At 65.2% G+C, this 23,548-nt stretch carries 23 protein-coding genes; 9 read left to right on the top strand and 14 right to left on the bottom strand.

The genetic code is table 11. The features are described 5' to 3' along the window. On the bottom strand, nucleotides 1–448 hold a 448-nt coding region (locus PNO31109_RS17655; protein ID WP_503124986.1), incomplete at its 3' end, for a Rossmann-fold NAD(P)-binding domain-containing protein. Between the two features lie 81 nt (nucleotides 449–529). On the opposite strand from PNO31109_RS17655, the gene PNO31109_RS17650 reads away from it, so the two are divergent. The 4 genes from PNO31109_RS17650 to PNO31109_RS17635 all read left to right on the top strand — a co-directional run bounded on the left by PNO31109_RS17650 (nucleotide 530) and on the right by PNO31109_RS17635 (nucleotide 4,175). Further along, entirely contained in the window at nucleotides 530–1,564 is a 1,035-nt protein-coding gene (locus PNO31109_RS17650; RefSeq protein ID WP_150556759.1) for a CDP-6-deoxy-delta-3,4-glucoseen reductase, read from the top strand. 298 nt (nucleotides 1,565–1,862) lie between these two features. Beyond that, the gene (locus PNO31109_RS17645) at nucleotides 1,863–3,122 is read left to right on the top strand and encodes an acetylornithine transaminase (protein WP_150556758.1); all 1,260 of its coding nucleotides are present in this window, start codon (nucleotides 1,863–1,865) and stop codon (nucleotides 3,120–3,122) included. Between the two features lie 82 nt (nucleotides 3,123–3,204). Beyond that, the gene (locus PNO31109_RS17640; protein WP_150556757.1) at nucleotides 3,205–3,702 is read left to right on the top strand and encodes a GNAT family N-acetyltransferase; all 498 of its coding nucleotides are present in this window, start codon (nucleotides 3,205–3,207) and stop codon (nucleotides 3,700–3,702) included. After that, nucleotides 3,699–4,175 (top strand): GNAT family acetyltransferase, encoded by a 477-nt coding sequence (locus tag PNO31109_RS17635; RefSeq protein ID WP_150556756.1) that lies wholly within the window; start codon nucleotides 3,699–3,701, stop codon nucleotides 4,173–4,175. Before PNO31109_RS17640 ends, PNO31109_RS17635 begins: the two co-directional genes overlap by 4 nt. A 98-nt stretch (nucleotides 4,176–4,273) precedes the next feature. On the opposite strand, the gene PNO31109_RS17630 is transcribed toward PNO31109_RS17635, so the two are convergent. From PNO31109_RS17630 to PNO31109_RS17600, 7 genes are all read right to left on the bottom strand, one after another. Continuing rightward, nucleotides 4,274–4,987, bottom strand: a complete 714-nt coding sequence (locus PNO31109_RS17630; RefSeq protein ID WP_370750473.1) for an ABC transporter ATP-binding protein — start codon at nucleotides 4,985–4,987, stop codon at nucleotides 4,274–4,276. After that, a complete protein-coding gene (locus tag PNO31109_RS17625; protein ID WP_150556754.1) occupies nucleotides 4,987–5,760 on the bottom strand; it encodes an ABC transporter ATP-binding protein in 774 nt (257 codons plus the stop codon). Before PNO31109_RS17625 ends, PNO31109_RS17630 begins: the two co-directional genes overlap by 1 nt. 21 nt (nucleotides 5,761–5,781) lie before the next feature. Then, complete coding sequence (locus PNO31109_RS17620) at nucleotides 5,782–6,918, bottom strand: ABC transporter permease subunit (protein ID WP_241014073.1); 1,137 nt, start codon at nucleotides 6,916–6,918, stop codon at nucleotides 5,782–5,784. An 18-nt stretch (nucleotides 6,919–6,936) separates the two neighbouring features. Further along, a complete protein-coding gene (locus PNO31109_RS17615) occupies nucleotides 6,937–7,887 on the bottom strand; it encodes a branched-chain amino acid ABC transporter permease (RefSeq protein ID WP_150556753.1) in 951 nt (316 codons plus the stop codon). A 212-nt stretch (nucleotides 7,888–8,099) separates the two neighbouring features. Further along, nucleotides 8,100–9,308 carry a branched-chain amino acid ABC transporter substrate-binding protein gene (locus tag PNO31109_RS17610; protein WP_150556752.1) on the bottom strand — a complete coding sequence of 403 codons (1,209 nt, stop codon included), beginning with the start codon at nucleotides 9,306–9,308 and terminating at the stop codon, nucleotides 8,100–8,102. Nucleotides 9,309–10,169: 861 nt separating this feature from the next. Further along, entirely contained in the window at nucleotides 10,170–11,144 is a 975-nt protein-coding gene (gene ispH, locus PNO31109_RS17605; RefSeq protein WP_150556751.1) for a 4-hydroxy-3-methylbut-2-enyl diphosphate reductase, read from the bottom strand. An 8-nt stretch (nucleotides 11,145–11,152) separates the two neighbouring features. Beyond that, the gene (locus PNO31109_RS17600) at nucleotides 11,153–11,608 is read right to left on the bottom strand and encodes an FKBP-type peptidyl-prolyl cis-trans isomerase (protein ID WP_150556750.1); all 456 of its coding nucleotides are present in this window, start codon (nucleotides 11,606–11,608) and stop codon (nucleotides 11,153–11,155) included. Between the two features lie 161 nt (nucleotides 11,609–11,769). Between PNO31109_RS17600 and radC the strand changes: the two genes are divergently transcribed. The 4 genes from radC to nadB all read left to right on the top strand — a co-directional run bounded on the left by radC (nucleotide 11,770) and on the right by nadB (nucleotide 14,965). Further along, on the top strand, nucleotides 11,770–12,444 hold the full coding sequence (gene radC / locus PNO31109_RS17595) for a RadC family protein (RefSeq protein WP_150556749.1): 675 nt from the start codon (nucleotides 11,770–11,772) through the stop codon (nucleotides 12,442–12,444). Nucleotides 12,445–12,669: 225 nt separating this feature from the next. Next, on the top strand, nucleotides 12,670–12,903 hold the full coding sequence (rpmB, locus tag PNO31109_RS17590) for a 50S ribosomal protein L28 (protein WP_039405121.1): 234 nt from the start codon (nucleotides 12,670–12,672) through the stop codon (nucleotides 12,901–12,903). 16 nt (nucleotides 12,904–12,919) lie between these two features. After that, nucleotides 12,920–13,087, top strand: a complete 168-nt coding sequence (rpmG, locus tag PNO31109_RS17585) for a 50S ribosomal protein L33 (RefSeq protein ID WP_010807102.1) — start codon at nucleotides 12,920–12,922, stop codon at nucleotides 13,085–13,087. Between the two features lie 273 nt (nucleotides 13,088–13,360). Then, complete coding sequence (gene nadB / locus PNO31109_RS17580) at nucleotides 13,361–14,965, top strand: L-aspartate oxidase (protein WP_150556748.1); 1,605 nt, start codon at nucleotides 13,361–13,363, stop codon at nucleotides 14,963–14,965. Between the two features lie 146 nt (nucleotides 14,966–15,111). Here nadB and nadC read toward each other — a convergent pair whose 3' ends face one another. From nadC to purN, 6 genes are all read right to left on the bottom strand, one after another. Then, nucleotides 15,112–16,017 (bottom strand): carboxylating nicotinate-nucleotide diphosphorylase, encoded by a 906-nt coding sequence (nadC, locus tag PNO31109_RS17575; RefSeq protein WP_241014072.1) that lies wholly within the window; start codon nucleotides 16,015–16,017, stop codon nucleotides 15,112–15,114. After that, entirely contained in the window at nucleotides 16,014–17,147 is a 1,134-nt protein-coding gene (nadA, locus tag PNO31109_RS17570; RefSeq protein ID WP_150556747.1) for a quinolinate synthase NadA, read from the bottom strand. The genes nadC and nadA overlap by 4 nt, the downstream gene beginning before the upstream one ends. A gap of 93 nt (nucleotides 17,148–17,240) precedes the next feature. Beyond that, nucleotides 17,241–18,437, bottom strand: coding sequence for a DesA family fatty acid desaturase (locus tag PNO31109_RS17565; RefSeq protein ID WP_150556746.1), 1,197 nt, complete (start codon nucleotides 18,435–18,437; stop codon nucleotides 17,241–17,243). 299 nt (nucleotides 18,438–18,736) lie between these two features. Then, a complete protein-coding gene (locus PNO31109_RS17560) occupies nucleotides 18,737–20,161 on the bottom strand; it encodes a mechanosensitive ion channel family protein (RefSeq protein ID WP_150556745.1) in 1,425 nt (474 codons plus the stop codon). Between the two features lie 43 nt (nucleotides 20,162–20,204). After that, nucleotides 20,205–21,524, bottom strand: coding sequence for an RsmB/NOP family class I SAM-dependent RNA methyltransferase (locus tag PNO31109_RS17555; protein WP_150556774.1), 1,320 nt, complete (start codon nucleotides 21,522–21,524; stop codon nucleotides 20,205–20,207). A 161-nt stretch (nucleotides 21,525–21,685) separates the two neighbouring features. Then, nucleotides 21,686–22,336: a phosphoribosylglycinamide formyltransferase gene (gene purN / locus PNO31109_RS17550; RefSeq protein WP_150556744.1), complete on the bottom strand. Its 651-nt coding sequence runs from the start codon at nucleotides 22,334–22,336 to the stop codon at nucleotides 21,686–21,688. A gap of 218 nt (nucleotides 22,337–22,554) precedes the next feature. Here purN and PNO31109_RS17540 point away from each other — a divergent pair, with 218 nt between their 5' ends. Then, the gene (locus PNO31109_RS17540) at nucleotides 22,555–23,547 is read left to right on the top strand and encodes a bifunctional riboflavin kinase/FAD synthetase (protein WP_150556742.1); all 993 of its coding nucleotides are present in this window, start codon (nucleotides 22,555–22,557) and stop codon (nucleotides 23,545–23,547) included. Nucleotide 23,548 lies beyond the last annotated feature (1 nt).

The raw sequence follows: 23,548 nt of genomic DNA, 5'->3' as shown, positions 1-23,548 counted from the left end.
CGCGCAGCGTGCGCTCGGCGTCGACGCGGCGCTGGCCGCGCGGCGAACGCGGCGCCGGTGTCCGGGTCTCATCGATATGCGCGCCCCCGCAGTCGCCATAGACGCCGCTGGTGCTGGCATACACGAGGATTCGACGGACCGCACGGGGCAGGCGTGACAGGGCTTGGCGCCCCCCCTCGGGTACAATCACGGGTTCGGGCGCTCGCCCCAGCGCGGCGCGCAAGCGGCGCGTGCGCAGATCCCGCGAACCGTTGCCGGCGACTGCGGCGGGCGGCGCGAGATGCAGCACGCGAGGGGCCAGACGGCCGATGCGGCGCAGGCTGGCGGCATCATCGAGATTGGCGATGACCGGAATCGCGCCGGCCGCGCGCAAGGCCGCGTGCCGGGCGTCGCTCGACGTCACGGCAAAGACGCGAAAGCGCGGGATGAGGGCCGGCAACGCACGCATGCCGACGTCGCCACAGCCCACGACCAGCAGGCGCGGACGACCGAAGGATTTCGACGAATTTTTCATTTTTCGGATTGTAGTATGGCTTACAACGTTACCCTCGTGCCGAGCGGGCGCGAGTTTCAGGTCGAAGACGGCGAGGCCGTGCTTTCTGCCGCGTTGCGTCAGGGCATCGGCCTGCCTTACGGGTGCAAGAACGGCGGCTGCGGCTCGTGCAAGGCCAGGCTCGTCGAGGGCAGCGTCGAGCACGGCGCGCATTCCAGTTCCGCGCTCACCAAGGACGAGCAAACGCGAGGCTTTGCGCTGCTGTGCTGCGCGCACGCGAGCGGCGATCTCGTCGTGGAATCGCGCGAGGTCAAGGGCATCGGCGACATTCCGGTCAAGCGCCTGCCCTGTCGCGTGAACGCGCTCGAGCGCCGCGCGGACGACGTGATCGTGATGCGTCTGCAGTTGCCCGCCAACGAACGCTTCCAGTACCTCGCCGGCCAGTACATCGAATTCATCCTGAAGGACGGCAAGCGCCGCAGCTATTCGATGGCGACCGCGCCGCACGAGGAAGGCTTCCTGGAGCTGCATCTGCGGCACATGCCCGGCGGCGCGTTCACCGACCACGTCTTCCTCAACATGAAGGAGCGCGAGATCCTGCGCTTCGAAGGCCCGCTGGGCACGTTTTTCCTGCGCGAGGACTCCGACCGGCCGATCGTGCTGCTCGCCTCGGGCACGGGCTTCGCGCCGATCAAGGCCATCGTCGAGCATGCCGTACACAAGGGACTGGCACGCCCGATGACGCTGTACTGGGGCGCACGCCAGCTCAAGGACATCTACATGCGCGAACTGGCCGAACAGTGGGCGCGCGACATTCCGGGCTTCACGTTCGTGCCGGTGCTCTCCGAGGCCGCGCCCGAAGACCGGTGGCAGGGCCGCACGGGCTTCGTTCACCGGGCCGTGGTGGAAGACCTGCCCGACCTGTCGGGCCACGAAGTCTACGCGTGCGGTGCGCCGGTGATGGTCGAGTCGGCGCGGCGCGACTTCACCACGCACCACGGCCTGCCGGAGGATGCGTTCTTCGCCGACGCGTTCACCACCGAGGCCGACAACCCCGGCGGCGGCCACTGACGGGCGGACCGTGCGCCGCGCGCCGGGCGGCGATCCTGAACCTCGCAAAGATGCGCGCACGCCACAGTGCGCGCTTACCCTTTGACAAGCGCCGCGTCACCCCCTTATGCTTGCCGACATGAACCTGATTGCCATCGCCTCGATCCGACGTCGCCGCACGCTGCCCCAACCGGGATGCCGCGCGGCACGCTATCGACTGCGATAACACGCAAGTTCTCAAGCACAGCGAAGCCACGGGCAGTCCCCGTGGCTTTTTTTATTCCCTCGTCTCTTTCACCCTTGTCCTTCGGAGACCGTCATGTCGCTTGCCAACTCGCCCGCCGTTCCGCCCTCCAATGCGCCCGGAGCCGCGCGTAACGCCAGGTTCGCCGAGTTCCCCACCGGGGCGCTGTTGCCTATCACCACGCGCCCCGAGCTCGTCTTCACGCACGGCAAGGGCGGCTGGCTGTACGACCACGAGGGCAAGCGATATCTCGACTTCATCCAGGGCTGGGCGGTCAACAGCCTCGGCCACTGCCATCCGGTGATGCGCGACGCGCTCGCCACGCAAGGCGCGCTGCTGCTCAATCCGAGCCCCGCGTTCTACAACGGCCCGATGATCGAGCTGGCCGACCTGCTCGCGACGCTCTCCGGCCTCGGCAAGGTCTTCTTCGCGAACAGCGGCGCGGAGGCCAACGAGAGCGCCATCAAACTCGCCCGCAAGTGGGGGCAGTTGCACCCGAACGCCTCGGGCGGTGCGCGCTACGAGATCATCACGTTCCGGAACGGCTTCCATGGCCGTACTCTCGCAACGATGTCCGCGAGCGGCAAGCCGGGTTGGGACACGATCTTCGCCCCGCAGGTGCCGGGCTTTCCGAAGGCGGAGCTCAACGACCTGGCATCGGTCGAAGCGCTGATCGGCCCCGACACGGTGGCCGTGATGCTCGAGCCGATTCAGGGCGAGGCCGGCGTCGTGCCGGCGACGACGACCTTCCTCAAGGAACTGCGCGCGCTCACGCAGGCGCGCGGGCTGCTGCTGATCGTCGACGAGGTGCAGACCGGTTGCGGACGCACCGGCACGCTCTTCGCGCATCAGCAGGCCGGCATCGTGCCCGACATCATGACGCTCGGCAAAGGCATCGGCGGCGGCGTGCCGCTCGCGGCGATGTTGTGCGCCGACGAGCTCGCCGTGTTCCAGCCCGGCGATCAGGGCGGCACGTACAACGGCAATCCGCTCATGTGCGCCGTGGGTCTCGCGGTCATGCGCACGGTGAGCGCGCCCGGTTTTCTCGAATTCGTGCGTGCGCAGGCCGATTATCTGAGCGCCGGGCTGCAGCATCTGTCGTCGAAGTACGGCGGCGAGGGCGAGCGCGGCGCGGGCCTGCTGCGCGCGCTGCTGCTCGGGCGCGACATCGGCCCGCAACTGGTCGAAGCGGCGCGCGACATGGCGCCGGACGGCTTGCTGCTCAATTCGGCGCGTCCGAACCTGCTGCGCTTCATGCCCGCACTGAACGTGAGCCGCGAGGAAATCGACCAGATGCTCTCGATGCTCGACACGCTGCTCGCCAAGCACGTCTGAAAACCTTGCGGGGTCAGCCCGCCCGTCCGGCCCTCGCGCCGGGCGCGGCGCGCGCCCTGTCCACTCCTGGGAGCACCCGTCAATGAACGACATGAGTCATGCCCATGCGACGCCGCCCGCGGACGCCATCGTCGAGATTTCGTCCGATCCGGCCCGGCTCGACATCGGCTTCATTCACCACGCGCTGTCCACGCAGACGCACTGGGCGAAGGACATTCCGCGCGAGACGCTCATGCGCGCCATTTCGCACTCGCTGTGTTTCGGCGCGTATGCCACCGAGGTCGAAGGGGGCCCCGTGCGCCAGGTGGGGTTCGCGCGTGTGATCACCGATCGTGCGACGTTCGCCTATCTGGCCGACGTATTCGTCGATCCCCCGATGCGCGGGCTGGGCATCGGCAAGCGTCTGTGCGAGAACGTGCTGGCGCACCCGGCGCTGCAGGGACTGCGGCGCTTCCTGCTGGCGACGACCGATGCGGCGGGTTTGTACGCGCGCTACGGTTTCGAGCCGCTCGGCCCGGTCAACAAGATGATGCAGATTCATCGGCCCGACGTGTACACCGGCAAGCGGGAGGCGCCATGACGAGCGCGCCGGTGGATATTCGCATTCGCCCGTTCGACGAGGCGGACACGGAGGCGGTGCTCGCGTTGTGGCGCGACGCGTTTCCCGAGTACAACGCGCCGGACAAGCCGCATCGCGAACCGCGCCGGTCGATCGCGAACAAGGCGGCGATGCGTGACGGCCTGTTCTTCGTTGCGGTCCGCGAGCGCAAGATTGCGGGCACGGTGATGGCGGGCTATGACGGGCATCGCGGGTGGGTGTACTCGCTGGCGGTGGCGCGCGCGCTGCGGCGCCGCGGCGTGGCGAGCGCCCTGCTGCGCCACGCGGAAAGCGCGCTCGCGCAGCGCGGATGTCTCAAGCTGAATCTGCAGGTGCTGACCGGCTCGCGCGAAGCGCTGGCGTTCTACAGCGCCCACGGCTACGCCGCCGACGACGTCGTGAGCCTCGGCAAGCGGCTGCCGGCGGCCCCGGGAAGCGGGATGGGCGCCTGGTGACGGGCTCGCCGGAGAAAACGAAGAAGGGCGCCGGATGCGGACCACCGGGCGCCCTTCCTGTTTCGTCAGCCGGACTTGCCGGCTGACGTTTCCCGCCCCTACTCGCCGAGATACGCCGCGCGCACCTTCGGGTCGTCGAGCATGTCTTTCGCATCGCCGGTCATCGTGACGAGGCCGCTGTCCATCACGTAGCCGCGGTGCGCCGCCTGCAGCGCAAGACGCGCGTTCTGCTCCACGAGCAGCACCGTCACGCCCTCGGCCGAAACCGTGCGCACCACTTCGAAGATCTTCTCCACCATGATCGGCGAGAGTCCCATCGACGGCTCGTCGAGCAGCAACAGTTTCGGCTGGCTCATGAGCGCGCGCGCCATTGCCAGCATCTGCTGTTCCCCTCCCGAGAGCGTGCCCGCGAGTTGGTCCTTGCGCTCCTTCAGGCGCGGGAAGATGCCGAACATCCGATCGACGTCCTGCTTGATGCCCGCGGTGTCGTTGCGCAGGTACGCCCCCATCTGCATGTTCTCGAGGATGGTCATGCGCGTGAAGATGCCGCGACCCTCCGGGACCATCGCCAGCCCCTGCTTGAGCAAATCGAACGCCTTCACCCCGCGAATCGACTTGCCCAGATACTCGATGTCGCCCTCGGCCCATGGCAACAGGCCGGTGATCGCCTTCATCGTGGTCGTCTTGCCCGCCCCGTTCGCACCGATGAGCGTGACCAGCTCGCCCGGCTGGATATTCAGGTCGATGCCCTTGACCGCCTTGATACCGCCGTAAGCGACTTTCAGGCCCTTGATCGTCAACATTGCGCTCATCAATGGCCTCCTGCACCGAGATACGCTTCAATCACCGCAGGATTGTTCTGCACGTCCTGCGGCAAACCTTCGGCAATCACCTTGCCGTAATCGAGCACCGTCATGCGGTTGCACAGCCCCATCACCAGCTTCACGTCGTGCTCGATGAGCAGGATCGTCTTGCCGTCGCTGCGGATCTTGTCGAGCAGGCCGCGCAGCTCGACCTTCTCGGTCGCGTTCATGCCGGCTGCGGGCTCGTCCAGCGCGAGCAGCTTCGGATCGGTCGCCAGCGCGCGCGCGATCTCCAGACGGCGCTGGTGGCCGTAAGAGAGATTCGCCGCCGTGTAGTTGGCGTACTTGGCCACGCCCACGTATTCGAGCAGTTCCATCGCACGATCGCGAATGGCGCGCTCCTCGGCCTTGGCCCCCGGGTGGCGCAGGATTGCGCCGACCACGCCCATCTTCGTGCGCACGTGGCGCCCGACCATCACGTTCTCGATCACCGTCATGCCGCCGAACAGGCGAATGTTCTGGAACGTGCGCGCAATGCCGGCCTTCGCCACCTCGTGCACGGCACTCGGCTTGTACGACTCGCCGGCCAGACGGAATTCGCCCGAATCGGGCGTGTACAGGCCCGTGATCACGTTGAAGAACGTGGTCTTGCCCGCGCCGTTGGGGCCGATCAGGCCATAGATCTGCCCCGGCCTGATCTCCAGCCCCACGTCGGTGAGAGCCTGCAGACCGCCGAAGCGCTTGTTCACGCCCTTGACGGACAGAAGAATTTGTTCGCTCATCTTGAATTCGTCTCCCTCGGCTTACAGAGTCCGCTCTTCCGGACGCGGCGACGGCCACAGGCCGGCCGGACGGTAGAGCATGATCAGGATCATGGCCAGACCGTACAGCAACTGCCGGATCACTTCGGGATCGACGATGACGCTGCCGAACAACTTCATCTGCAACGGGCCCATGGTCGAGCGCAGAATCTCGGGGAACGCCGAGAGCAGCACGCCGCCCAGAATCACGCCCGGAATGTGGCCCATGCCGCCGAGCACCACCATCGAGAGCACGACGATCGACTCCCAGAAAGTGAACGACTCCGGCGAGACGAAGCCCTGGAACGCCGAGAACATGCCGCCGGCCACGCCGCCGAACGACGCCCCCATGGCAAACGCGAGCAACTTGATGTTGCGCGTGTTGATACCCATCGCCTTCGCGGCGATTTCGTCTTCACGAATCGCCACCCAGGCGCGCCCGATGCGCGAGTGCTGCAAGCGCACGCAAATGAACGCAATGAGCAGCGCGAGGAACACGAACAGGTAGTAGTACATGTACACCGAGCTCACCTGGAACCCGAAGAAGTTGTGCGCCTTCGAGAAATCGAAGCCGAACAGCGACGCGGGCTGGATGCCGGTGATCCCCTTCGGGCCGTTGGTGATGTTCACCGGCCGGTCGAGGTTGTTCATGAAGATGCGGATGATCTCGCCGAAGCCCAGCGTCACGATGGCCAGGTAGTCGCCGCGCAGGCGCAGGGTCGGGGCACCGAGCAGAATGCCGAACACCGCCGCGACCGCCGCCCCGATCGGGATCGTGAACCACACCGGCACGTGCAGCCCGGCGGGGAACATGTGCGCGATCCACTCGAATTGCGTGGTCAGGTGAGGCGAGCTGAGGAATGCCGTGACATACGCGCCGACCGCATAGAACGCGATGTAGCCCAGGTCGAGCAGGCCGGCGAAGCCCACGACGATGTTCAGGCCCAGCGCGAGCATGATGTAGAGCAGCGCGAAGTCGAGCACGCGCACCCAGTAGTTGCCGCCGGCATAACCGACGAGCACGGGCGCGAAGATTGCCGCCACGAGAAACAGCGCGAGGCCGCGGTAGGCCTTGCGCGTGGCCGCCGCCGCAGAGATCTGCGTGGCCGGCCCGGAGGACGTTTGCACGGGTTGATTCATGATGTCGGTCCTCCCCGCTTATGCACGATCGGCCACGCGTTCGCCAAGCAGACCGCTCGGACGGAACACCAGCACGACGATCAGGACGATGAACGCGAACACGTCCTGATAGTTACTTCCGAATACCCCACCGGTGAGATCACCGATGTAGCCTGCCCCGAGCGCTTCGATCAGGCCGAGCAGCACGCCGCCGACCATCGCCCCCTGCAGGTTGCCGATACCGCCGAGCACCGCCGCGGTGAACGCCTTCATGCCGGGGATGAAGCCCATGTAAAAGTGGGCGTTGCCGTAGTTCGACGCCATCATCACGCCCGCGAGCGCCGCCAGGGCGCCGCCCAGCGCGAACGTCGCGGAGATCACGAAGTTGGGGTTCACGCCCATGAGACCAGCCACGTTGCGGTTTTCCGCCGTCGCACGCATGGCGCGTCCGAGCTTGGTCCGGTTCACGAGCTGCGTCAGGCCGAACATCACCAGGAACGCGACGACGACGATCACGATACCGGTGCCGTTGGTCACCGCGCCCGGATGATCGCCGCGCTGCGGGATGATCGTGAGCGCATCGGTCGGCAGCAGTTGCGGAAACGAGAGCGGGTTGCGCGACCAGATCAGCATGGCGATGGTCTGCAACAGCAGCGACACGCCAATGGCCGTGATCAGCGGCGCAAGACGCGGCGCGTTGCGCAACGGCCGGTAGGCCACGCGCTCGATCACGAAGTTGGTCAGGGCACACACGGGCATACACACGAGCGTGGCAATGGCCAGCATGAGCGCCGGGTTCATGTCCGGCGCGACCTTCAACAACAGGTTGATGGTGGACAGCGCGACCATGGCGCCGATCATCATCACGTCGGCGTGGGCGAAGTTGATGATGCCCAGAATGCCGTAGACCATCGTATAGCCGAGTGCAATGATCGCGTAGACGCTGCCAAGCACGAGGCCGTTCAAGATTTGTTGGATAAGAATATCCATGAAGCTAACTCCTTGTCCCCGAAAACGGGCTCCCGGCACGCTTGCCCGATAGGACGTGCGACGAAACCGGGAGAACTGCGGGTAATGAGGCGTAATCCTGTGTGAGGAGGAGGGCCGCGCCCGTCATGCAGGCACGGCATCGATCCGCAGATGAGGAAACGGCACCGAACGGGTAGGCGACGGTGCCGTTTCATGGCGCGAGCGCCCGGGAGTTACATCTTCACCACGTCGAGCACGCTCTTCTTCTTGTCCTTGTAGTTGTAGAGCGTGATCACCGGCTCCTTCATGTCGCCCTTGCTGTCGAAAGCGATGTGACCGATGACACCCTTGTAGTCCGTGGCCGGCATGGCGGCCAGGATCTTCGCCGGATCGGCCGAGTTGGCGCGCTTCATGGCGTCGACGATCACGTTGATGGCGTCATACGTGAACGGGGCGTAGATCTGGATCGGCTGCTTGAAGCGCTCTTCGTAACGCTTCGAGAAGTCTGCACCGCCCTCCATCTTCGACAGCGCCATGCCCGCTTCCGAGCACACGATGTTGTCGATGGCGTCGCCGGCCAGTTCGGCCACCTTGTCGGTACACACGCCGTCGCCGGCGAGCACCTTGGCGCCGATGCCGAGCTCCTTCGACTGCTTGGCGAACGGGCCGCCGGTGGCGTCCATGCCGCCGTACATGATGATGTCCGGACGCTCACCCTTGATCTTCGTCAGAATCGCGCGGAAGTCCGTGGCCTTGTCGTTGGTCGCGTCGTGCGAGAGCACCTTCAGGCCGTTGGCCTTGGCGGTTTTCTCGAACTCGTCGGCCAGCCCCTTGCCGTAAGCCGTTGCGTCATCGACGATGGCCACCGACTTGGCGCCAAGCGACTTGCTCGCGTAGTTGGCGAGTGCCGGACCCTGCTGGGCGTCCGTGGCGACGACGCGATAGGTCGTCTTGAAACCCTGCTGCGTATAGGCCGGGTTGGTTGCCGACGGGGAGATCTGAACGATGCCGGCGTCGCTGTAGATCTTCGAGGCCGGGATCGTCGTGCCCGAATTCAGGTGCCCCACGACGGCGACCACCTTCTCGTCGACGAGCTTCTGGGCAACCTGCGTTGCGGTCTTCGGATCGGCGGCGTCGTCTTCGGCCACGAGTTCGAGCTTGACCGGCTTGCCGTCGAGCGTCAGGCCGGCCTTGTTGGCTTCCTCGATGGCGAGGCGTGCACCGTTTTCGTTATCTTTGCCCAAGTGGGCAATCTGGCCCGTCAATGGTGCAACGTGACCAATTTTGACTACAACCGCATCGCCGCCCCCGCTAGCGGCAGTCGTCGCGGCAGGTGCAGAAGCGGCACCCGAATCGGCCTGCTTTTCTTCCTTCTGACCGCATGCCGCCAACAGCGTCACTGCGGCGACTACGGGCAGTACCTTCGCGAACTTGAGTTGCATGTGATTATCTCCTGATTGTCGGCGCTTTAATAACGCCAATGACGCCAATTCAATGTTTCGTATGCGAAACGCGCGCATTGTAACTCCATTCTTTGCGGCTGCGACGCTCGCCGTCACAGGGTTTTCCATAATGGAGGCCTAAGGTTTATACCAGCTTGTGCAACCCTAATTTTTCAAAAGCGCAACCCCGGAATCGTTAAACGTTTTATTCACCCGCGTGCTCGCACCCGGGCGGCTTCATGGTGCATGCACTGCACCATCTATGGGCCTGTACAGCGCACCAATCTAATAAGCAATTCCCGTGCCCGTGCGATTTTGAGGGTTTCGTCTAATTAAGGAAGTGTATAAATAACCGGATTTACCAAAACCGAATATCAGTTACGGGTTTGAATTCTGTAATTGTTGAATAAATAATTAGGGCGCCCAGTTTCACCAGACAACACACGGAAATGCACGGATTCGGACATGCGGCGACCTCGCAAATCACGGGAGCCGCATGCGTGAATTGCGCAGCGAGGTTTTGCGGAGGTTTTGCGGGTTTTGTGAGGTTTCGCGGGGCATCAGGCGGGTTCGCCTGCGCCCCTGCCTGTTCGCTTCCCATCCCGTTCCCCCGATTGGGTTGGAAAAGCGGCGCGCCAGCACAGGCGGCGCAGGCGGCACAGGCGGCACAGGCGGCACAGGTAGCACGGCGACACACGCGACACGACGCGCCCCAAGCAAGCGCGGGCGGCGGAACGCGAAGGGCAATAAAAAAACCGGAGGTCGCCCGATGCGACGCTCCGGTTTGCTGGCGATGCGGCGTGTGCGCTGCGCCTGTGCGGCGTTACCGCGAACGGCCGCCGCTTTTCACGAGGTCGGCGCTCAGTCGGCGGCCACCTGCGTGAGGCCCTTGGGCAGCGGAAACGCGATGTTCTCTTCAACGCCCTCGAGCACCTTGACCTGGTTCACGCCCAGCTCACGCAGACGCGACACGATCGACTGCGCCAGCACTTCGGGCGCCGACGCACCTGCCGTCACGCCAATGCGACGCTTGCCGTCGAACCACTCGGGCTTGAGCTGGTCGGGCGAATCGACCATGTAGGCCGGCACGCCCATCTTCTCGGCCACTTCGCGCAGGCGGTTCGAGTTCGAACTGTTCGGGCTGCCCACGACCACCACGACGTCGCATTGCGGCGCCATGAATTTCACGGCGTCCTGACGATTCTGCGTGGCATAGCAGATGTCCTGCTTCTTCGGCTCGACGATCGCCGGGAAACGCTTCTTGAGCGCATTGATGACTTCGGCGGCGTCGTCCACGGAGAGCGTCGTCTGCGTGACGTAGGCCAGCTTGCTCTCGTCGGCCACCTGCAGATTCAGCACGTCTTCGATCGTCTCGACGAGGAACATGCCCTCGCCCGACTGCCCCATCGTGCCCTCAACTTCGGGGTGGCCCTTGTGGCCGATCATGATGATCTCGAGCCCCTGGCCGCGCATCTTCGCGACCTCGACGTGGACCTTCGTGACGAGGGGGCACGTGGCGTCGAAAATGCGGAGCCCGCGCGCCTGCGCTTCAGCACGGACGGCTTGCGATACGCCGTGGGCGCTGAAGATCAGCGTGTTGCCCGGCGGCACGTCGGCGAGTTCCTCGACGAAGATCGCGCCCTTCTTGCGCAGATTCTCGACGACGTAAGCGTTGTGCACGATCTCGTGGCGCACGTAGATCGGCGCGCCGTACATGGCCAGCGCGCGCTCGACGATCTCGATCGCACGATCGACGCCGGCGCAAAAGCCGCGCGGCTGGGCCAGCAGGATTTCCGCATCCGACAGCGTCGGTGCTACGAATTGGGTGGCGCTCATCTCGATTCCTACAGAATGCCGATAATCTGGGCTTCGAACACGATCGGCTGTCCGGCCAGCGGGTGGTTGAAGTCGAACAATGCCCAGCCGTCGCCCAGCTCGCGCAGGATGCCCGCGTAGCGGCCACCGCTCGGCGCGTTGAACTCGACCAGATCGCCGACGCTATATTCTTCGCCGAAGTTGCTGTTCTCCTGCAACGTCTTCATCGAAACGCGCTGCAGCAGCTCGGGATTGCGTGGGCCGAATGCCTGCTCGGGCGCCAGTTCGATGCGGCGCCGCTCCCCCACCGTCATTCCCAGCAACGCCTGCTCCAGCGTGGGCACCATCTGGCCGCCGCCGAGCTGCAGCGTCGCAGGGGTGCCTTCGAAAGTGTTGACGATGTCCGCACCATCGGGCGCGGCAATCCGGTAGTGGAGCGTCAGATAGGAATCGTCTTGAACCACGGGGGTTGCGACAGAACTCATGGGGGTCTCACAGCAGGGTCAAGCTATTATTGTAAACGACGACGCGTTGCGCGTCCGGCTCCCCATCAACGCTGTTCCCGATTTTTTCCATCGGCGGCAGCCTCGTTCGTCAGAGACGCCCCGGCATCATGCGGCCGGGCGCATCCGCCTCCGGAGTCGTCATGTCCATCGCCCAATGGCCGCTCACCGAGCGCCCTCGTGAAAAAATGCTCTCCCGCGGCCCCGGCGCCCTCTCCGACGCCGAGTTGCTCGCCATCTTGCTGCGCACCGGCTCGCACGGGCGCAACGCCGTCGATCTCGCCCGGGACCTGCTCGCCCGCAGCGGCTCGCTCGCCCGGCTTCTGGCCATGCCGTTCGAGACGCTGCGGCAGGTGCCCGGGCTCGGCCAGACCAAATGTCTTCAGTTCCAGGCCGCGCTCGAAGTCGCGCGCCGCATGCTCGGCGAAGGCATGCAGGCCGGCAGCCTGCTCGATTCGCCCGAGCGCGTTCGCGATTACCTGCGGCTAACGCTGCAGGACCCCTCCCGCGAACGCTTCGCCTGCCTGTTTCTGGACGCCGCTCACCGGCTCGTGAGCACGCGGGTGATGTTCGAAGGCACGCTCACCCAGACTTGCGCCTACCCGCGCGAGATCGTCCGGGCGGCCCTCGAGACCCATGCTGCGGCGGTCATCGTCGCCCATAATCATCCGTCCGGCGTTGCGCGCCCGAGCACGGCCGACCTGGCGCTCACCCGCCAGCTGGGCGAAGCACTGGCGCTGCTGGAGATCCGCCTGCTCGATCATTTCATCGTGGCAGGCAGCAGTGTGTACTCGCTCGCGGAGCACGGCGAGGTGTGATTTCCCGCAACATTTGCACAAGAATTCGGCAGGCATGTCGCGCTCGGGGGCGGCTTGCGCTATAATCCGTCCCTTCCCCGAATCTCCGACAGACGTTTCCCGCCAGGGACTCGCATCCTACATCGACTAAAGCGATTGATTTGTCTGGGATTTTTGTGGTATCATCGCGGTCTGTCTTTTCGACTCACCATTTTTTTACACAGAATTCTGGGTTAGGAGTGCTTCATGGCACGCGTATGTCAAGTGACCGGGAAAGCGCCGATGGTCGGCAACAACGTTTCCCACGCCAACAACAAAACCAAGCGCCGTTTTCTCCCGAACTTGCAAAATCGCCGGTTCTGGGTTGAGAGCGAAAACCGTTGGGTGCGCCTGCGCATTTCGAATGCCGGCCTGCGCCTGATCGACAAGAACGGCATCGACGCCGTTCTGGCCGACCTGCGTTCGCGCAACGCCATCTAAGTTTTAGGAGCTCATCATGGCAAAAGGCGCTCGCGACAAGATCAAGCTGGAATCGACCGCTGGCACGGGTCATTTCTACACGACCACCAAGAACAAGCGTACCCATCCGGAAAAGATGGAAATCAGCAAGTTCGATCCGGTGGCTCGTAAGCACGTGCCCTACAAGGAAACCAAGATCAAATAAGATCAACAGGTTTTCTCGCAACGGTTCGCCGTTGCGTTCGATACCCCGCCCCCGGCGGGGTTTTTCGTTCTATCCCGCCCCTGGCGGGGTTTTTCGTTTCCGGGCGTCCCGAAATTCGCTGCGCTACGCGCTGCGTAGTCGCGCGCGACACTATTTCGCCAAGGTGCGCATAGTGGCTCGTGCCACACGCGTATTGACTCGCTATACTGGCTCATTTTCCATCACGAGGCGCGCACCACCGCCGTGGCGACGACTCCGGAGACAGCCCGTATCATGAATTTCGATGTCGTCATCGTCGGCAGTGGACTCGCCGGCCAGTCCGTCGCCCTGCATCTGGCCGACACCTGCCGCGTCGCGCTGGTCGCCAAGCGCCCGATGCCCGAAGGGGCCAGCGACTGGGCGCAAGGCGGCATCGCCGCGGTGCTCGATTCGACCGACAGCGTCGACGAGCATGTGGCCGATACCCTGGTCGCCGGCGCCGGACTCTGTGACGAAGGCGCCACGCGCTTCATCGTCGAGCACAGCCGCGAGGCGATCGAGTGGCTCATCGCCCAGGGCGTGCCCTTCACCCGCGACGAGGCCGCCGAACTCGGCTTCCACCTCACGCGCGAGGGCGGCCACAGCCATCGCCGCATCATCCATGCGGCCGACGCCACCGGGCACGCAGTGATCGCCACGCTCACGGAGCGCGTGCGGCGCCATCCGAACATCACGCTTTTCGAGAACCACTTCGCAATCGACCTGATCACGTCGGACCGCCTCGACGCTGCACCGACCGCCGGACGCCACTGCCAGGGTCTGTACGTGCAGGATCTGGGCACCGGCGAAGTGCTCGCCATGACGGCGCGCCACACGGTGCTGGCGACCGGCGGTGCAGGCAAGGTCTATCTCTATACGACGAACCCGGACACCGCGACCGGCGATGGCATCGCAATGGCCTGGCGCGCCGGCTGCCGGATCGCGAACATGGAGTTCATCCAGTTCCATCCGACGTGCCTCTATCACCCTTACGCCAAGTCGTTTCTGATCACCGAAGCGGTGCGCGGCGAAGGCGGACGACTGGTGCTGCCCGACGGCACCCGCTTCATGCCTCAGCACGACCCGCGCGCCGAGTTGGCGCCGCGCGACATCGTGGCGCGCGCCATCGACTTCGAGATGAAGAAGCACGGGCTCGACTGCGTCTATCTCGACATCAGCCATCAGAGTCCGGAATTCCTTCGCGAGCATTTTCCGACGATTCTCGCGCGCTGCGCCCAACTCGGCATCGACATCACCACGCAACCGATTCCTGTCGTGCCCGCCGCGCATTACACGTGCGGCGGCATCGTCACCGACATGCACGGCCGCACGGATTTGCCGGGACTGCACGCGGTCGGAGAAGCCACCTACACGGGGCTGCATGGCGCCAACCGGCTGGCGAGCAACTCGCTGCTCGAATGCATCGTGCTTGGCAAGGCCGCGGCGGAGGACATTCAACGCGGCGAGTTCACACATCCGGCCGTGGCCGACGTGCCGCCCTGGGACGAGAGCCGCGTCTCGGATGCCGATGAGGAGGTCGTCGTCGCCCATAACTGGGACGAGCTGCGCCGCATGATGTGGAACTACGTCGGCATCGTGCGCACGACCAAGCGTCTGGAGCGCGCGCAGCATCGCATCGCCCTGCTACGCGAGGAAATCACCGAGTATTACGCCAATTTCCGTGTGAGCCGGGATCTGCTCGAGCTACGCAACCTGGTGGACGTCGCGTCGCTCATCGTGGACAGCGCGCTATCGCGCCACGAGAGCCGCGGCCTGCACTTCTCGCGCGACTTCCCCGATACGCTGCCCAAGGCGCTGCCGACCGTCCTGTCGCCCAACCTGGCGCGCCGCAAGCACTGACGTGGCGTTTTTCCATCCATCAAAAAAAGCCGCAGAATCGACGCTGCGGCTTTCTTGATTCGATGCGGCGTGATCGGCGTCGGTGATGCCGCCCTGACGTGCGTCTGGCGCGGCCTGGCGCCAGACGATGGGAATCGCCCGAGGGCTTAACCGACCGTCTCCAGAATTCGCATCGAGAAGTCTGCGGCGCGCACGTCCTTGGTCAGCCCCCCGACCGAAATCCGGTCGACGCCCGTCTCGGCAATCGCGCGCAACGTCTCGAGGTTGATGCCGCCCGAGGCTTCGAGTACCGCACGTCCATCCGTCACGCGCGCGGCCTCGCGCATCATTTCCAGCGAGAAATTGTCGAGCAGGATCGACTTGGCGCCACACTCGAGCGCCGTTTCGAGCTCTTCGAGCGACTCCACTTCGATCTGCACCGGCACCCCGTCGGCCAGACGATCGGCGTTGGCGAGCACCTGCCGAATACCGCCTGCGGCCGCGATGTGATTCTCCTTGATGAGAATGCCGTCGTAGAGCGCGAGACGTTGATTGGCGCCGCCGCCGACACGCACGGCAAACTTCTGCGCGAGGCGCAGGCCCGGCAGCGTCTTGCGCGTGTCGAGCACCCGGGCTTTCGTACCCTCGACGATATCGGCGTATCGGCGCACCGCAGTCGCAACACCGGAGAGCATCTGCAGGAAGTTCATCGACGTGCGCTCACCGGTGAGCAACGCGCGCGCGGGGCCGTAGATGTCACAAACCGACGAATCGGGCGTCATGCGATCGCCTTCGCGGTAATGCCATTGCACACGCACGGAGGCGTCCACGCCCTTCATGCAGCGCTCGAACCAGCGCACGCCGCACAGCACCGCCGACTCGCGCACGATGATGCGCGCGTGCGCCATTTCGTCGGCGGGTACGAGCAGACCGGTCAGATCGCCGGCGCCGATGTCTTCTTCGAGCGCGTCGCGAACATTGCGCGACAGGGCAGCTTCGAGCGGTTCGCCGAAGCTGGCGAATTCGGGAGAGAGCGCCTCGTCGGTGCTCAGGAGTCGGGATTGCGTCGTCATGCGGGGCCTACACCGGCAAACAGCGCGCCGTCGCGCGCGAAATCGCCGCTGGCGCGCACATTCTGCTTACGCGCCTCGGCGAACGTCAACATGCGGTCGATACAGGTATGGGCGCGCTGCCCGATGTCCGGATCGACGTGGATCTCGTTTCGTCCCGACTCCAGCACGTCAGCCAGATTCTGCAGACTGTTCATGGCCATCCACGGGCAGTGCGCACAGCTCTTGCACGTGGCGCTGTTGCCCGCCGTCGGCGCTTCGATGAAACGTTTGCCCGGCGCCGCGGCCCGCATCTTGTGCAGGATGCCGTTGTCGGTCGCGACGATGAACTCGGTCGCGTCCATGGTCTGCGCGGCGGCAATCATCTGCGAGGTGGAGCCGACCACGTCGGCCTGCTCGACGACCGACGCCGGCGACTCCGGATGCACCAGCACCTTGGCGTTCGGAAATTCGCGGCGCAGCAGCTCCAGCTCCGTCCCCTTGAATTCGTCGTGCACGAGACACGCGCCCTGCCACAGCAACATGTCGGCGCCCGTCTGCTTCTGGACGTAGCTGCCCAGGTGGCGGTCCGGCGCCCACAGGATCTTCTTGCCCTGCGCGTGCAGATGCGCAACGATCTCCAGCCCGATGGAGGAGGTCACCATCCAGTCGGCCCGCGCCTTCACCGCCGCACTGGTATTCGCGTACACCACGACCGTGCGGTCGGGGTGCGCATCGCAGAAAGCGGCGAACTCGTCGGCGGGGCAGCCCAGATCGAGCGAGCAGGTCGCCTCCAGATCCGGCATCAGAATGCGTTTTTCGGGACTGAGAATCTTGGAGGTTTCGCCCATGAAGCGGACGCCGGCCACCACGAGCGTCTTGGCGGGATGGTTGCGGCCGAAACGCGCCATTTCGAGCGAATCGGCCACGCAGCCGCCGGTCTCCTCGGCGAGATCCTGCAAGTCCGAATCGACGTAGTAGTGGGCCACCAGCACGGCATCGCGCTCGACGAGCAGGCGCTTGATACGGGCCTTGAGCGCGGTGCGCTCCTCCTGCGACGGTGTCTCCGGGACGCGCGCCCACGCCTGGGCAACGCACGTGGCGCCGCTCGGTGCGGGGCGCTCGAATTCTACGGATTTGAGTGAGGCGTTCATGTTCACGTGGTCCGTGGGGACCGGGAATGACAAAAACCCCGCCGTAGCGGGGTTTCGATTATGCGTCAAAAACGCAATTCTGGCTGAGACCGTTCACGCGTAGCGGCGCAGGCGCGAAGCAAATTCCTGCAGCGCGTGAATACCACTTTGCTCCGCGCGATGGCACCAGTTCTGCAACTGGCTCAGCAGTTGCTCGCGCGAGGCGTTGGAACGCTCCCAGATGCCGGCCAGCTCGCGGCGCAGTTCGTAGTATGTCTTCACCGCATTGCTGTGCGCGAAGATCTCGCCCAGTTGCTGCTTCTGCGGCTCCTGCAGCGACGCTTCGTCGTGATGCAGCCACTTGCGCGCACCGCGCAGCAGCTGATACTCGCCATGCAGACGCTTTTCCTTGAAGCGCGCCAGTTCCTCGCCATAGGCGCGCTTGAAGGTCTTGGCATAGCGCGCCATCACTTCGTAGCGGTTCGAGAGCACGGCCTGCAGCGTATCGTCGTCGCAGGCAGCCTTGTTCTTCGCGAGCTTGGGCGTCGGCGCGATCTTCTTCACCTTGGCGAGTCCCACGGCCGAGAGCATGCGGATGTACATCCAGCCGATATCGAACTCGTACCACTTGTTCGACAGCTTGGCCGACGTGGCATACGTGTGATGGTTGTTGTGCAATTCTTCGCCGCCGATGATGATGCCCCACGGCAGCAGGTTCGTCGACGCGTCCGCGCAGTTGAAATTGCGGTAGCCCCAGTAGTGGCCCAGACCGTTGACCACCCCGGCCGCCCAGAACGGAATCCACACCATCTGCACGGCCCACACGGTCAGACCGATGGCGCCGAACAGCGCGATGTCGATGATCATCATGAGACTCACGCCGAGGATCGGATAGCGCTTGTAGACATGATTTTCGATCCAGTCATTCGGCGTGCCGTGGCTGAACTTGCGCAGCGTCTCTTCGTTCTTCGCCTCGGCGCGATAGAGCTCGGCCCCTTCGGCGAGCACCTTCCACAGCCCGCGCGTCTGCGGGCTGTGCGGGTCTTCCGGCGTTTCGCACTTGGCGTGGTGCTTGCGATGGATGGCGGCCCATTCGCTGGTGACCATGCCGGTCGTCATCCACAGCCAGAAACGGAAGAAGTGCGAGACGATCGGATGCACGTCCAGCGCGCGGTGCGCCTGGCAGCGGTGCAGATAGATCGTGACGGCCGCGATGGTCACATGGGTGAGCCCCAGCGTGAACAACGTGATCTTCCAGCCGCTCCAGTGGAGCAGGCCGGTCGAGAGAAATCCAAGGAGACTGTCCAGCAAAATATCACTCCAAACTAATCAATACAGTAACAATCACGGCAAGCCGCCGTGCCTTGTCTTGTCGGGTCCGGGCGGCTTGCACCGCCACCGCGTCAGGTCTCGTTCTTACGCTCGCTTGACGCTTGGATTCGCTGGAGGTCGGCAAGTTGCTGAAGCCGGGGCGAGATGGGCGGAAAACGTGCCGGTGAACGTCGGTTGTTATGGTTTGGGGGCATTTTACCCGACGGACTGTTGCCCGTGTGTAGCCTGCCCGCCACGCATTTTGTCGCAGGTCAACCCGCCGCCGTAGGCGAGTGCGTCTACGGCGCCGTCTTTACGCCGTCATCCGCCTGCGGGGGCGTCTGCGCGGCGCCGGGCAGCGCTTGCGGGTTTGCCGCCCCCGAGGCCGGCGGTAAACCCGCCTGAGCGGCGAACGCGCCCGGCACGCCCTCTGCCCAGTCATTCAGAATGCGTATTTCGCGCTGTGCATACGGAATTTCAATGCCATGCTCGCGAAATGTGCGCCAAATCCGCATATTGATCTCGGAGCGGATAGCTCCGCTGCCCTGTGCCGGGTCCTGTATCCAAAACCCCATTTCAAGATCCATCCCATCGGCGCCGAAGTTGAGCAGCAATGCCAAAGGGGGCGGATCGCTCAGCACGCGGGGGATCCCCTCGGCGGCCTTGAGCATCAGTTGCATCGCCAGTTCGACATCGGCGCTGTACGCGACCTGCACGTTCACCTTGGCGCGGCCGCGCGTCTCGGTAAAAGAGTGGTTCTGCACGACGTTCGTCACGAGTTGCTCGTTGGGCACGAGCGCTTCCACGCCGTCGAGCCCGCGCACCACCGTGTAACGCGTATTGATCTGCGAGACCGTGCCGTGGTACGGGCTGATCGTGATGAGATCGCCGATGCGCACCGACCGGTCGAGCAGGATGATGAAGCCCGACACGAGGTTCGACGCGATCTTCTGCAGGCCGAAACCGAGCCCCACGCCGAGCGCGCCGCCGAACACGCCGAGCACCGTGATGTCGATGCCGACGAACGACAGCGTGGCGAGCACGGCGATGAGGGTGAGTACCCCCTTCACCAGCCGTGAGAGCACCACTTTGAGGTTGCCGTCGAGCGTGCTGGTGCGCACGATCCGGTCTTCGATCAGTGAGCCGACCCACATGGCCAGCACCAGCGTCACGCCGATCCAGAGCAGTCCCGACAGGATGGAGAGGAGCGTCAGATGGCTCGCGCCGACGGCGAATCGCACGCTGCCCAGCCATGTGAGGATGTCGTCGTGCACGCCCAGCACGTAGGCAAGCATCGACAGCCAGGCGAACAGCGTGAATACGCGCTCGAAGATCTTGAGCAGCCCGTAAGCGTGCGGCGACGAGGCGAACAGGCGCCGCGCGAAGTAGAACGCCAGGTAGATGAGTGCCGTGCCGAACAGCGGCACCTCCGCGAGCCGCAGCAGCGACACGCGCATATATTCCTGCAGCACCACGCGTGTGAGCGCCACGCACATCCAGCCGAACATCGGGAAGAACGAGCGGCGCAGGCTCGACGAACCCGCCCGCCGCGCGGGCGCCACGCGCTCGAAATGGCGTTCGAGCCGACCGATCATCCAGCGTCGCACCATGAACGCGACGGTGAGCGCCCCGACGAGCGCCACGATCTGCCAGACGATCTGCGGGTCGCCGAAATCACGAACGACGTCCCGCACCAATTTCGCGAAAGCCGGACTTTCCTGCATTGCGATCTCTCTTGTTATAGGCCGGCGGCCGCCGCCTCCGGCCTCAGGCCGGACGGCGCTCGAACACGGCGGCAAAGAAGCCGTCGGTCGCGTGGCGGTGCGGCAGCAGTTCGAGATACTTGCCCGTGTCCAGACCGCGATCGGCCCCGCTACCCGCCCCGCTACCGCCCCCGCTACCGAGGCCGATCTTCTGCGAGGCGAGCAGCTCGTTGGCCGGCACCAGCACGAACTCCGGATGCGCCGCGGCAAACGCCTCGGCAATCTCGCCATTTTCCTCCGTCAGCAAACTGCACGTAGCGTACACGAGACGGCCGCCCGGTTTGACCAGACGCGCGGCGCTCGCGAGGATAGACGCCTGCTTGTGCGTGAGCTCCTCGACCGACTGCGGCGACTGGCGCCATTTCAGATCGGGATTGCGACGCAGCGTGCCGAGCCCGCTGCACGGCGCGTCGACGAGCACGCGATCGATCTTGCCCGCCAGACGCTTGATCTTGCTGTCGTTCTCGCTGTCGATCATGACCGGATAGACGTTCGACAACCCGCTGCGCGCCAGACGCGGCTTGAGCTTGGCGAGGCGCTTTTCCGACACGTCGAACGCATACAGACGGCCCGTCGAGCGCATCTGCGCGCCAATGGCGAGCGTCTTGCCCCCCGCGCCGGCGCAGAAATCGACGATCATCTCGCCGCGACGCGGCGCCACGAGCTGGCACAACAACTGGCTGCCCTCGTCCTGCACTTCGATCGCCCCCGACATGAAAAGCGGATGCTTCTGCAGCGCCGGCTTGCCCGCCAGACGAATGCCGTTCGGCGCGAAAGGCGTCGGCTCGGCAGAGAAACCGTCGGCGCGCAGCTGGGCGAGCACGTCGTCGCGGCTCGCCTTGACCACGTTCACGCGGCAGTCGAGCGGCGCGGGCTGGTTGAGCGCGGCGGCCAGCGCTTCGAGTTCCTGCGCGTCGAAGCGCCTGGCCAGACGTTCGTAGAGCCACTCCGGCAGGTTGGTGCGCACCCGCGCGGCGAGGCTCGCCGGATCGATCTGACCGACGTGCTCGAGCCACGCGGCCTCCTCCGGCGTGGCCACGAGTTCCACCGAGGCGATGCCGCGCGTGAACGCCAGTCCGAGCAGCGCCAGACGGCGCTCCAGCGGCCCCGTGCCGCTCGTGGCGTGCTGGCCGAACTCGAGCTTGCGGCGCAGGATGGCGAAGACCGTCTCGGCAAGCACGCCGCGCTCGCGGTGGCCCAGCTTGGCGTTCGCGCGGAAGTACGTGCTCACGAGGGTGTCGGCCGGACCGGTGAACTTGAGCACGCTGCCGAGCAGCATCTGCGTGTGCTCGAACAGCGCCGGCGAGAGTCGCTCGCCGCGCATGCGCGCGCTCTCGGCCGGCGGCGCTTCGGGCGCCCCGTGGCGACGTTCGGCGCCGGGACGGCCGCCCCGGCTGCCCTTGGCCGCGTTGCGCGAATCGAATGACTTGCCGCCGTGGCGGCTGCCGGTGTGTGCGCCATCGCGGCGCTGGGTCGGGCGTGTGCTCATGCGTCCTCACCAAAGAGCCATTGCGGTTCAGGCGTGCCGTCGGCGGCGGGTTTGACCGTCACGCGGCCATCGGCCACGATCAGACGATCTTCCACGAACCAGCGCACGGCGCGCGGATAAATGATGTGTTCGAGCGGCAGGATGCGCGCCGCGAGCGTCTGCGGCGTGTCGCCGGCGCGCACGGGCACCGCCGCCTGCAGCACGAAGGGGCCGTGATCGAGATCGGCCGTGACGAAATGCACGGTCGCGCCGACGATCTTGCAGCCGGCCTCGAGCGCGCGGGCGTGCGTCTGCAGGCCCGTGAACGCGGGCAGCAAAGACGGATGGATGTTGACGAGCCGGCCCGCGTAGCGCTCGGTGAATTCCGGTGTGAGAATGCGCATGAAACCGGCGAGCACGACCAGATCCGGCCGATGGCGGTCGATTTCGGCGGCCAGTTCGGCGTCGAACGCCTCGCGGGTCTTGCCGCGGCTCGGCACGACAGCCGTGGCGATGCCGTGTTGCTGCGCGAACGCCAGGCCTTCGGCCTCGGCGCGATTGGCGATGACGGCGGCCACGCGGGCCGGCCAGCCTTCGGCGGTACAGGCGCGGACGATGGCCTGCATATTGCTGCCTCGTCCGGAAATCAGGATCACAATGTTCTTCATCGGCGGATTTTATCATTGGCGCGTCGCACCAGACAGCCGATCCGCGCCGCGAAGGCCCCGAAGCGTTTATAATTCAACGTTCTGCGGCGCCGCAATGTCGGATCGGCCGTCCTGCGCCACCGGGCCCGTCCCGCCGCCGCAGGCCGCCGGCCCCTCGCTGCCCGCCGCCCGGTTCCACCAACGCTCACTCAACGTCCTGTACTGACGCTTCCTTTATCGTGCGAGTCTTCCGGGGTCTACCCAACGCGCAAAGCAAAGCGCCCTGCGTGCTGACGATCGGCAATTTCGACGGCGTGCACCTGGGCCATCAGGCGCTGCTCGCGCGCGTGCGCGCCGCAGGGGCCGCGCGCGGCCTGCCGGTGTGCGTGATGACGTTCGAGCCGCATCCGCGCGAGTACTTCACGCCCGACAAGGCACCCGCGCGCATCTCGAACCTGCGTGACAAATTCGAGGCGCTGCGCGCGCACGGCGTCGACCGGCTGGTAGTGGAGCACTTCAACGCCCATTTCGCCGGCCAATCGCCCGAAGACTTCGTGCGCAACATCATCGTCGACGGCCTGCACACGCGCTGGCTGCTCGTGGGCGACGACTTCCGCTTCGGCGCCAAGCGCGCAGGCGACATCGAGTACCTGCGCGACGCGGGCCGGCGCTTCGACTTCGTCGTCGAGCAGATGCCGACCATCGCGCACGACGGCGTGCGCATCTCCAGCTCGGAAGTGCGCGCGGCGCTGGCCGACGGCAACTTCGAGCGCGCCCACGCGCTGCTGGGCCGCCCTTACGCCATCACGGGCCACGTGGTGCACGGCATGAAGCTGGGCCGCAAGCTCGGCTTCCCCACGCTGAACCTGCGCATCGCGCACAAGCACCCGGCCCTCTCGGGCATTTTCGTGGTGCAGGTGCACGGCCTGGCCGAGCGGGCGCTGCCGGCCGTGGCCAGCATGGGACTGCGCCCCACCGTGGACGACTCCGGGCGCGTGCTGCTCGAAGTGCATCTGCTCGATTTCGTCGGCGATTGCTACGGCAAGCTGGTGCGCGTGGAATTCCTGCAGAAACTGCGCGACGAAGCGAAATTCGACGGCCTGGCCGAACTCGAAGCCGCCATCGCGCAGGACACGCGCGAGGCGCGCGCCTACTTCGCCCATGCGCTCGACGCCAACGGTCCGAGCGCACGACGCGACTTCGCCACCTCGGCCACCGACCGAATTAGTTGAT

This window comes from Pandoraea nosoerga, from assembly GCF_902459585.1.
Lineage (GTDB): Bacteria > Pseudomonadota > Gammaproteobacteria > Burkholderiales > Burkholderiaceae > Pandoraea > Pandoraea nosoerga.
The sequence above is the reverse complement of the archived record's forward strand: the minus strand, read 5'-3'. Positions and strand labels throughout refer to the sequence as shown.

What these genes read in the sequence shown, in the direction of transcription:
- PNO31109_RS17600 (WP_150556750.1), bottom strand. Translation starts at nt 11,608, where the DNA reads ATGAGTTCTGTCGCAACCCCCGTGGTTCAAGACGATTCCTATCTGACG.
- PNO31109_RS17640 (WP_150556757.1), top strand. Translation starts at nt 3,205, where the DNA reads ATGAACGACATGAGTCATGCCCATGCGACGCCGCCCGCGGACGCCATC.
- radC (WP_150556749.1), top strand. Translation starts at nt 11,770, where the DNA reads ATGTCCATCGCCCAATGGCCGCTCACCGAGCGCCCTCGTGAAAAAATG.
- nadB (WP_150556748.1), top strand. Translation starts at nt 13,361, where the DNA reads ATGAATTTCGATGTCGTCATCGTCGGCAGTGGACTCGCCGGCCAGTCC.
- PNO31109_RS17630 (WP_370750473.1), bottom strand. Translation starts at nt 4,987, where the DNA reads ATGAGCGCAATGTTGACGATCAAGGGCCTGAAAGTCGCTTACGGCGGT.
- PNO31109_RS17625 (WP_150556754.1), bottom strand. Translation starts at nt 5,760, where the DNA reads ATGAGCGAACAAATTCTTCTGTCCGTCAAGGGCGTGAACAAGCGCTTC.
- PNO31109_RS17650 (WP_150556759.1), top strand. Translation starts at nt 530, where the DNA reads ATGGCTTACAACGTTACCCTCGTGCCGAGCGGGCGCGAGTTTCAGGTC.
- PNO31109_RS17555 (WP_150556774.1), bottom strand. Translation starts at nt 21,524, where the DNA reads ATGCGCGGCGAGCGACTCTCGCCGGCGCTGTTCGAGCACACGCAGATG.
- ispH (WP_150556751.1), bottom strand. Translation starts at nt 11,144, where the DNA reads ATGAGCGCCACCCAATTCGTAGCACCGACGCTGTCGGATGCGGAAATC.
- PNO31109_RS17615 (WP_150556753.1), bottom strand. Translation starts at nt 7,887, where the DNA reads ATGGATATTCTTATCCAACAAATCTTGAACGGCCTCGTGCTTGGCAGC.
- PNO31109_RS17610 (WP_150556752.1), bottom strand. Translation starts at nt 9,308, where the DNA reads ATGCAACTCAAGTTCGCGAAGGTACTGCCCGTAGTCGCCGCAGTGACG.
- PNO31109_RS17635 (WP_150556756.1), top strand. Translation starts at nt 3,699, where the DNA reads ATGACGAGCGCGCCGGTGGATATTCGCATTCGCCCGTTCGACGAGGCG.
- PNO31109_RS17560 (WP_150556745.1), bottom strand. Translation starts at nt 20,161, where the DNA reads ATGCAGGAAAGTCCGGCTTTCGCGAAATTGGTGCGGGACGTCGTTCGT.
- PNO31109_RS17620 (WP_241014073.1), bottom strand. Translation starts at nt 6,918, where the DNA reads ATGAATCAACCCGTGCAAACGTCCTCCGGGCCGGCCACGCAGATCTCT.
- rpmB (WP_039405121.1), top strand. Translation starts at nt 12,670, where the DNA reads ATGGCACGCGTATGTCAAGTGACCGGGAAAGCGCCGATGGTCGGCAAC.
- nadC (WP_241014072.1), bottom strand. Translation starts at nt 16,017, where the DNA reads ATGACGACGCAATCCCGACTCCTGAGCACCGACGAGGCGCTCTCTCCC.
- nadA (WP_150556747.1), bottom strand. Translation starts at nt 17,147, where the DNA reads ATGAACGCCTCACTCAAATCCGTAGAATTCGAGCGCCCCGCACCGAGC.
- rpmG (WP_010807102.1), top strand. Translation starts at nt 12,920, where the DNA reads ATGGCAAAAGGCGCTCGCGACAAGATCAAGCTGGAATCGACCGCTGGC.
- PNO31109_RS17645 (WP_150556758.1), top strand. Translation starts at nt 1,863, where the DNA reads ATGTCGCTTGCCAACTCGCCCGCCGTTCCGCCCTCCAATGCGCCCGGA.
- purN (WP_150556744.1), bottom strand. Translation starts at nt 22,336, where the DNA reads ATGAAGAACATTGTGATCCTGATTTCCGGACGAGGCAGCAATATGCAG.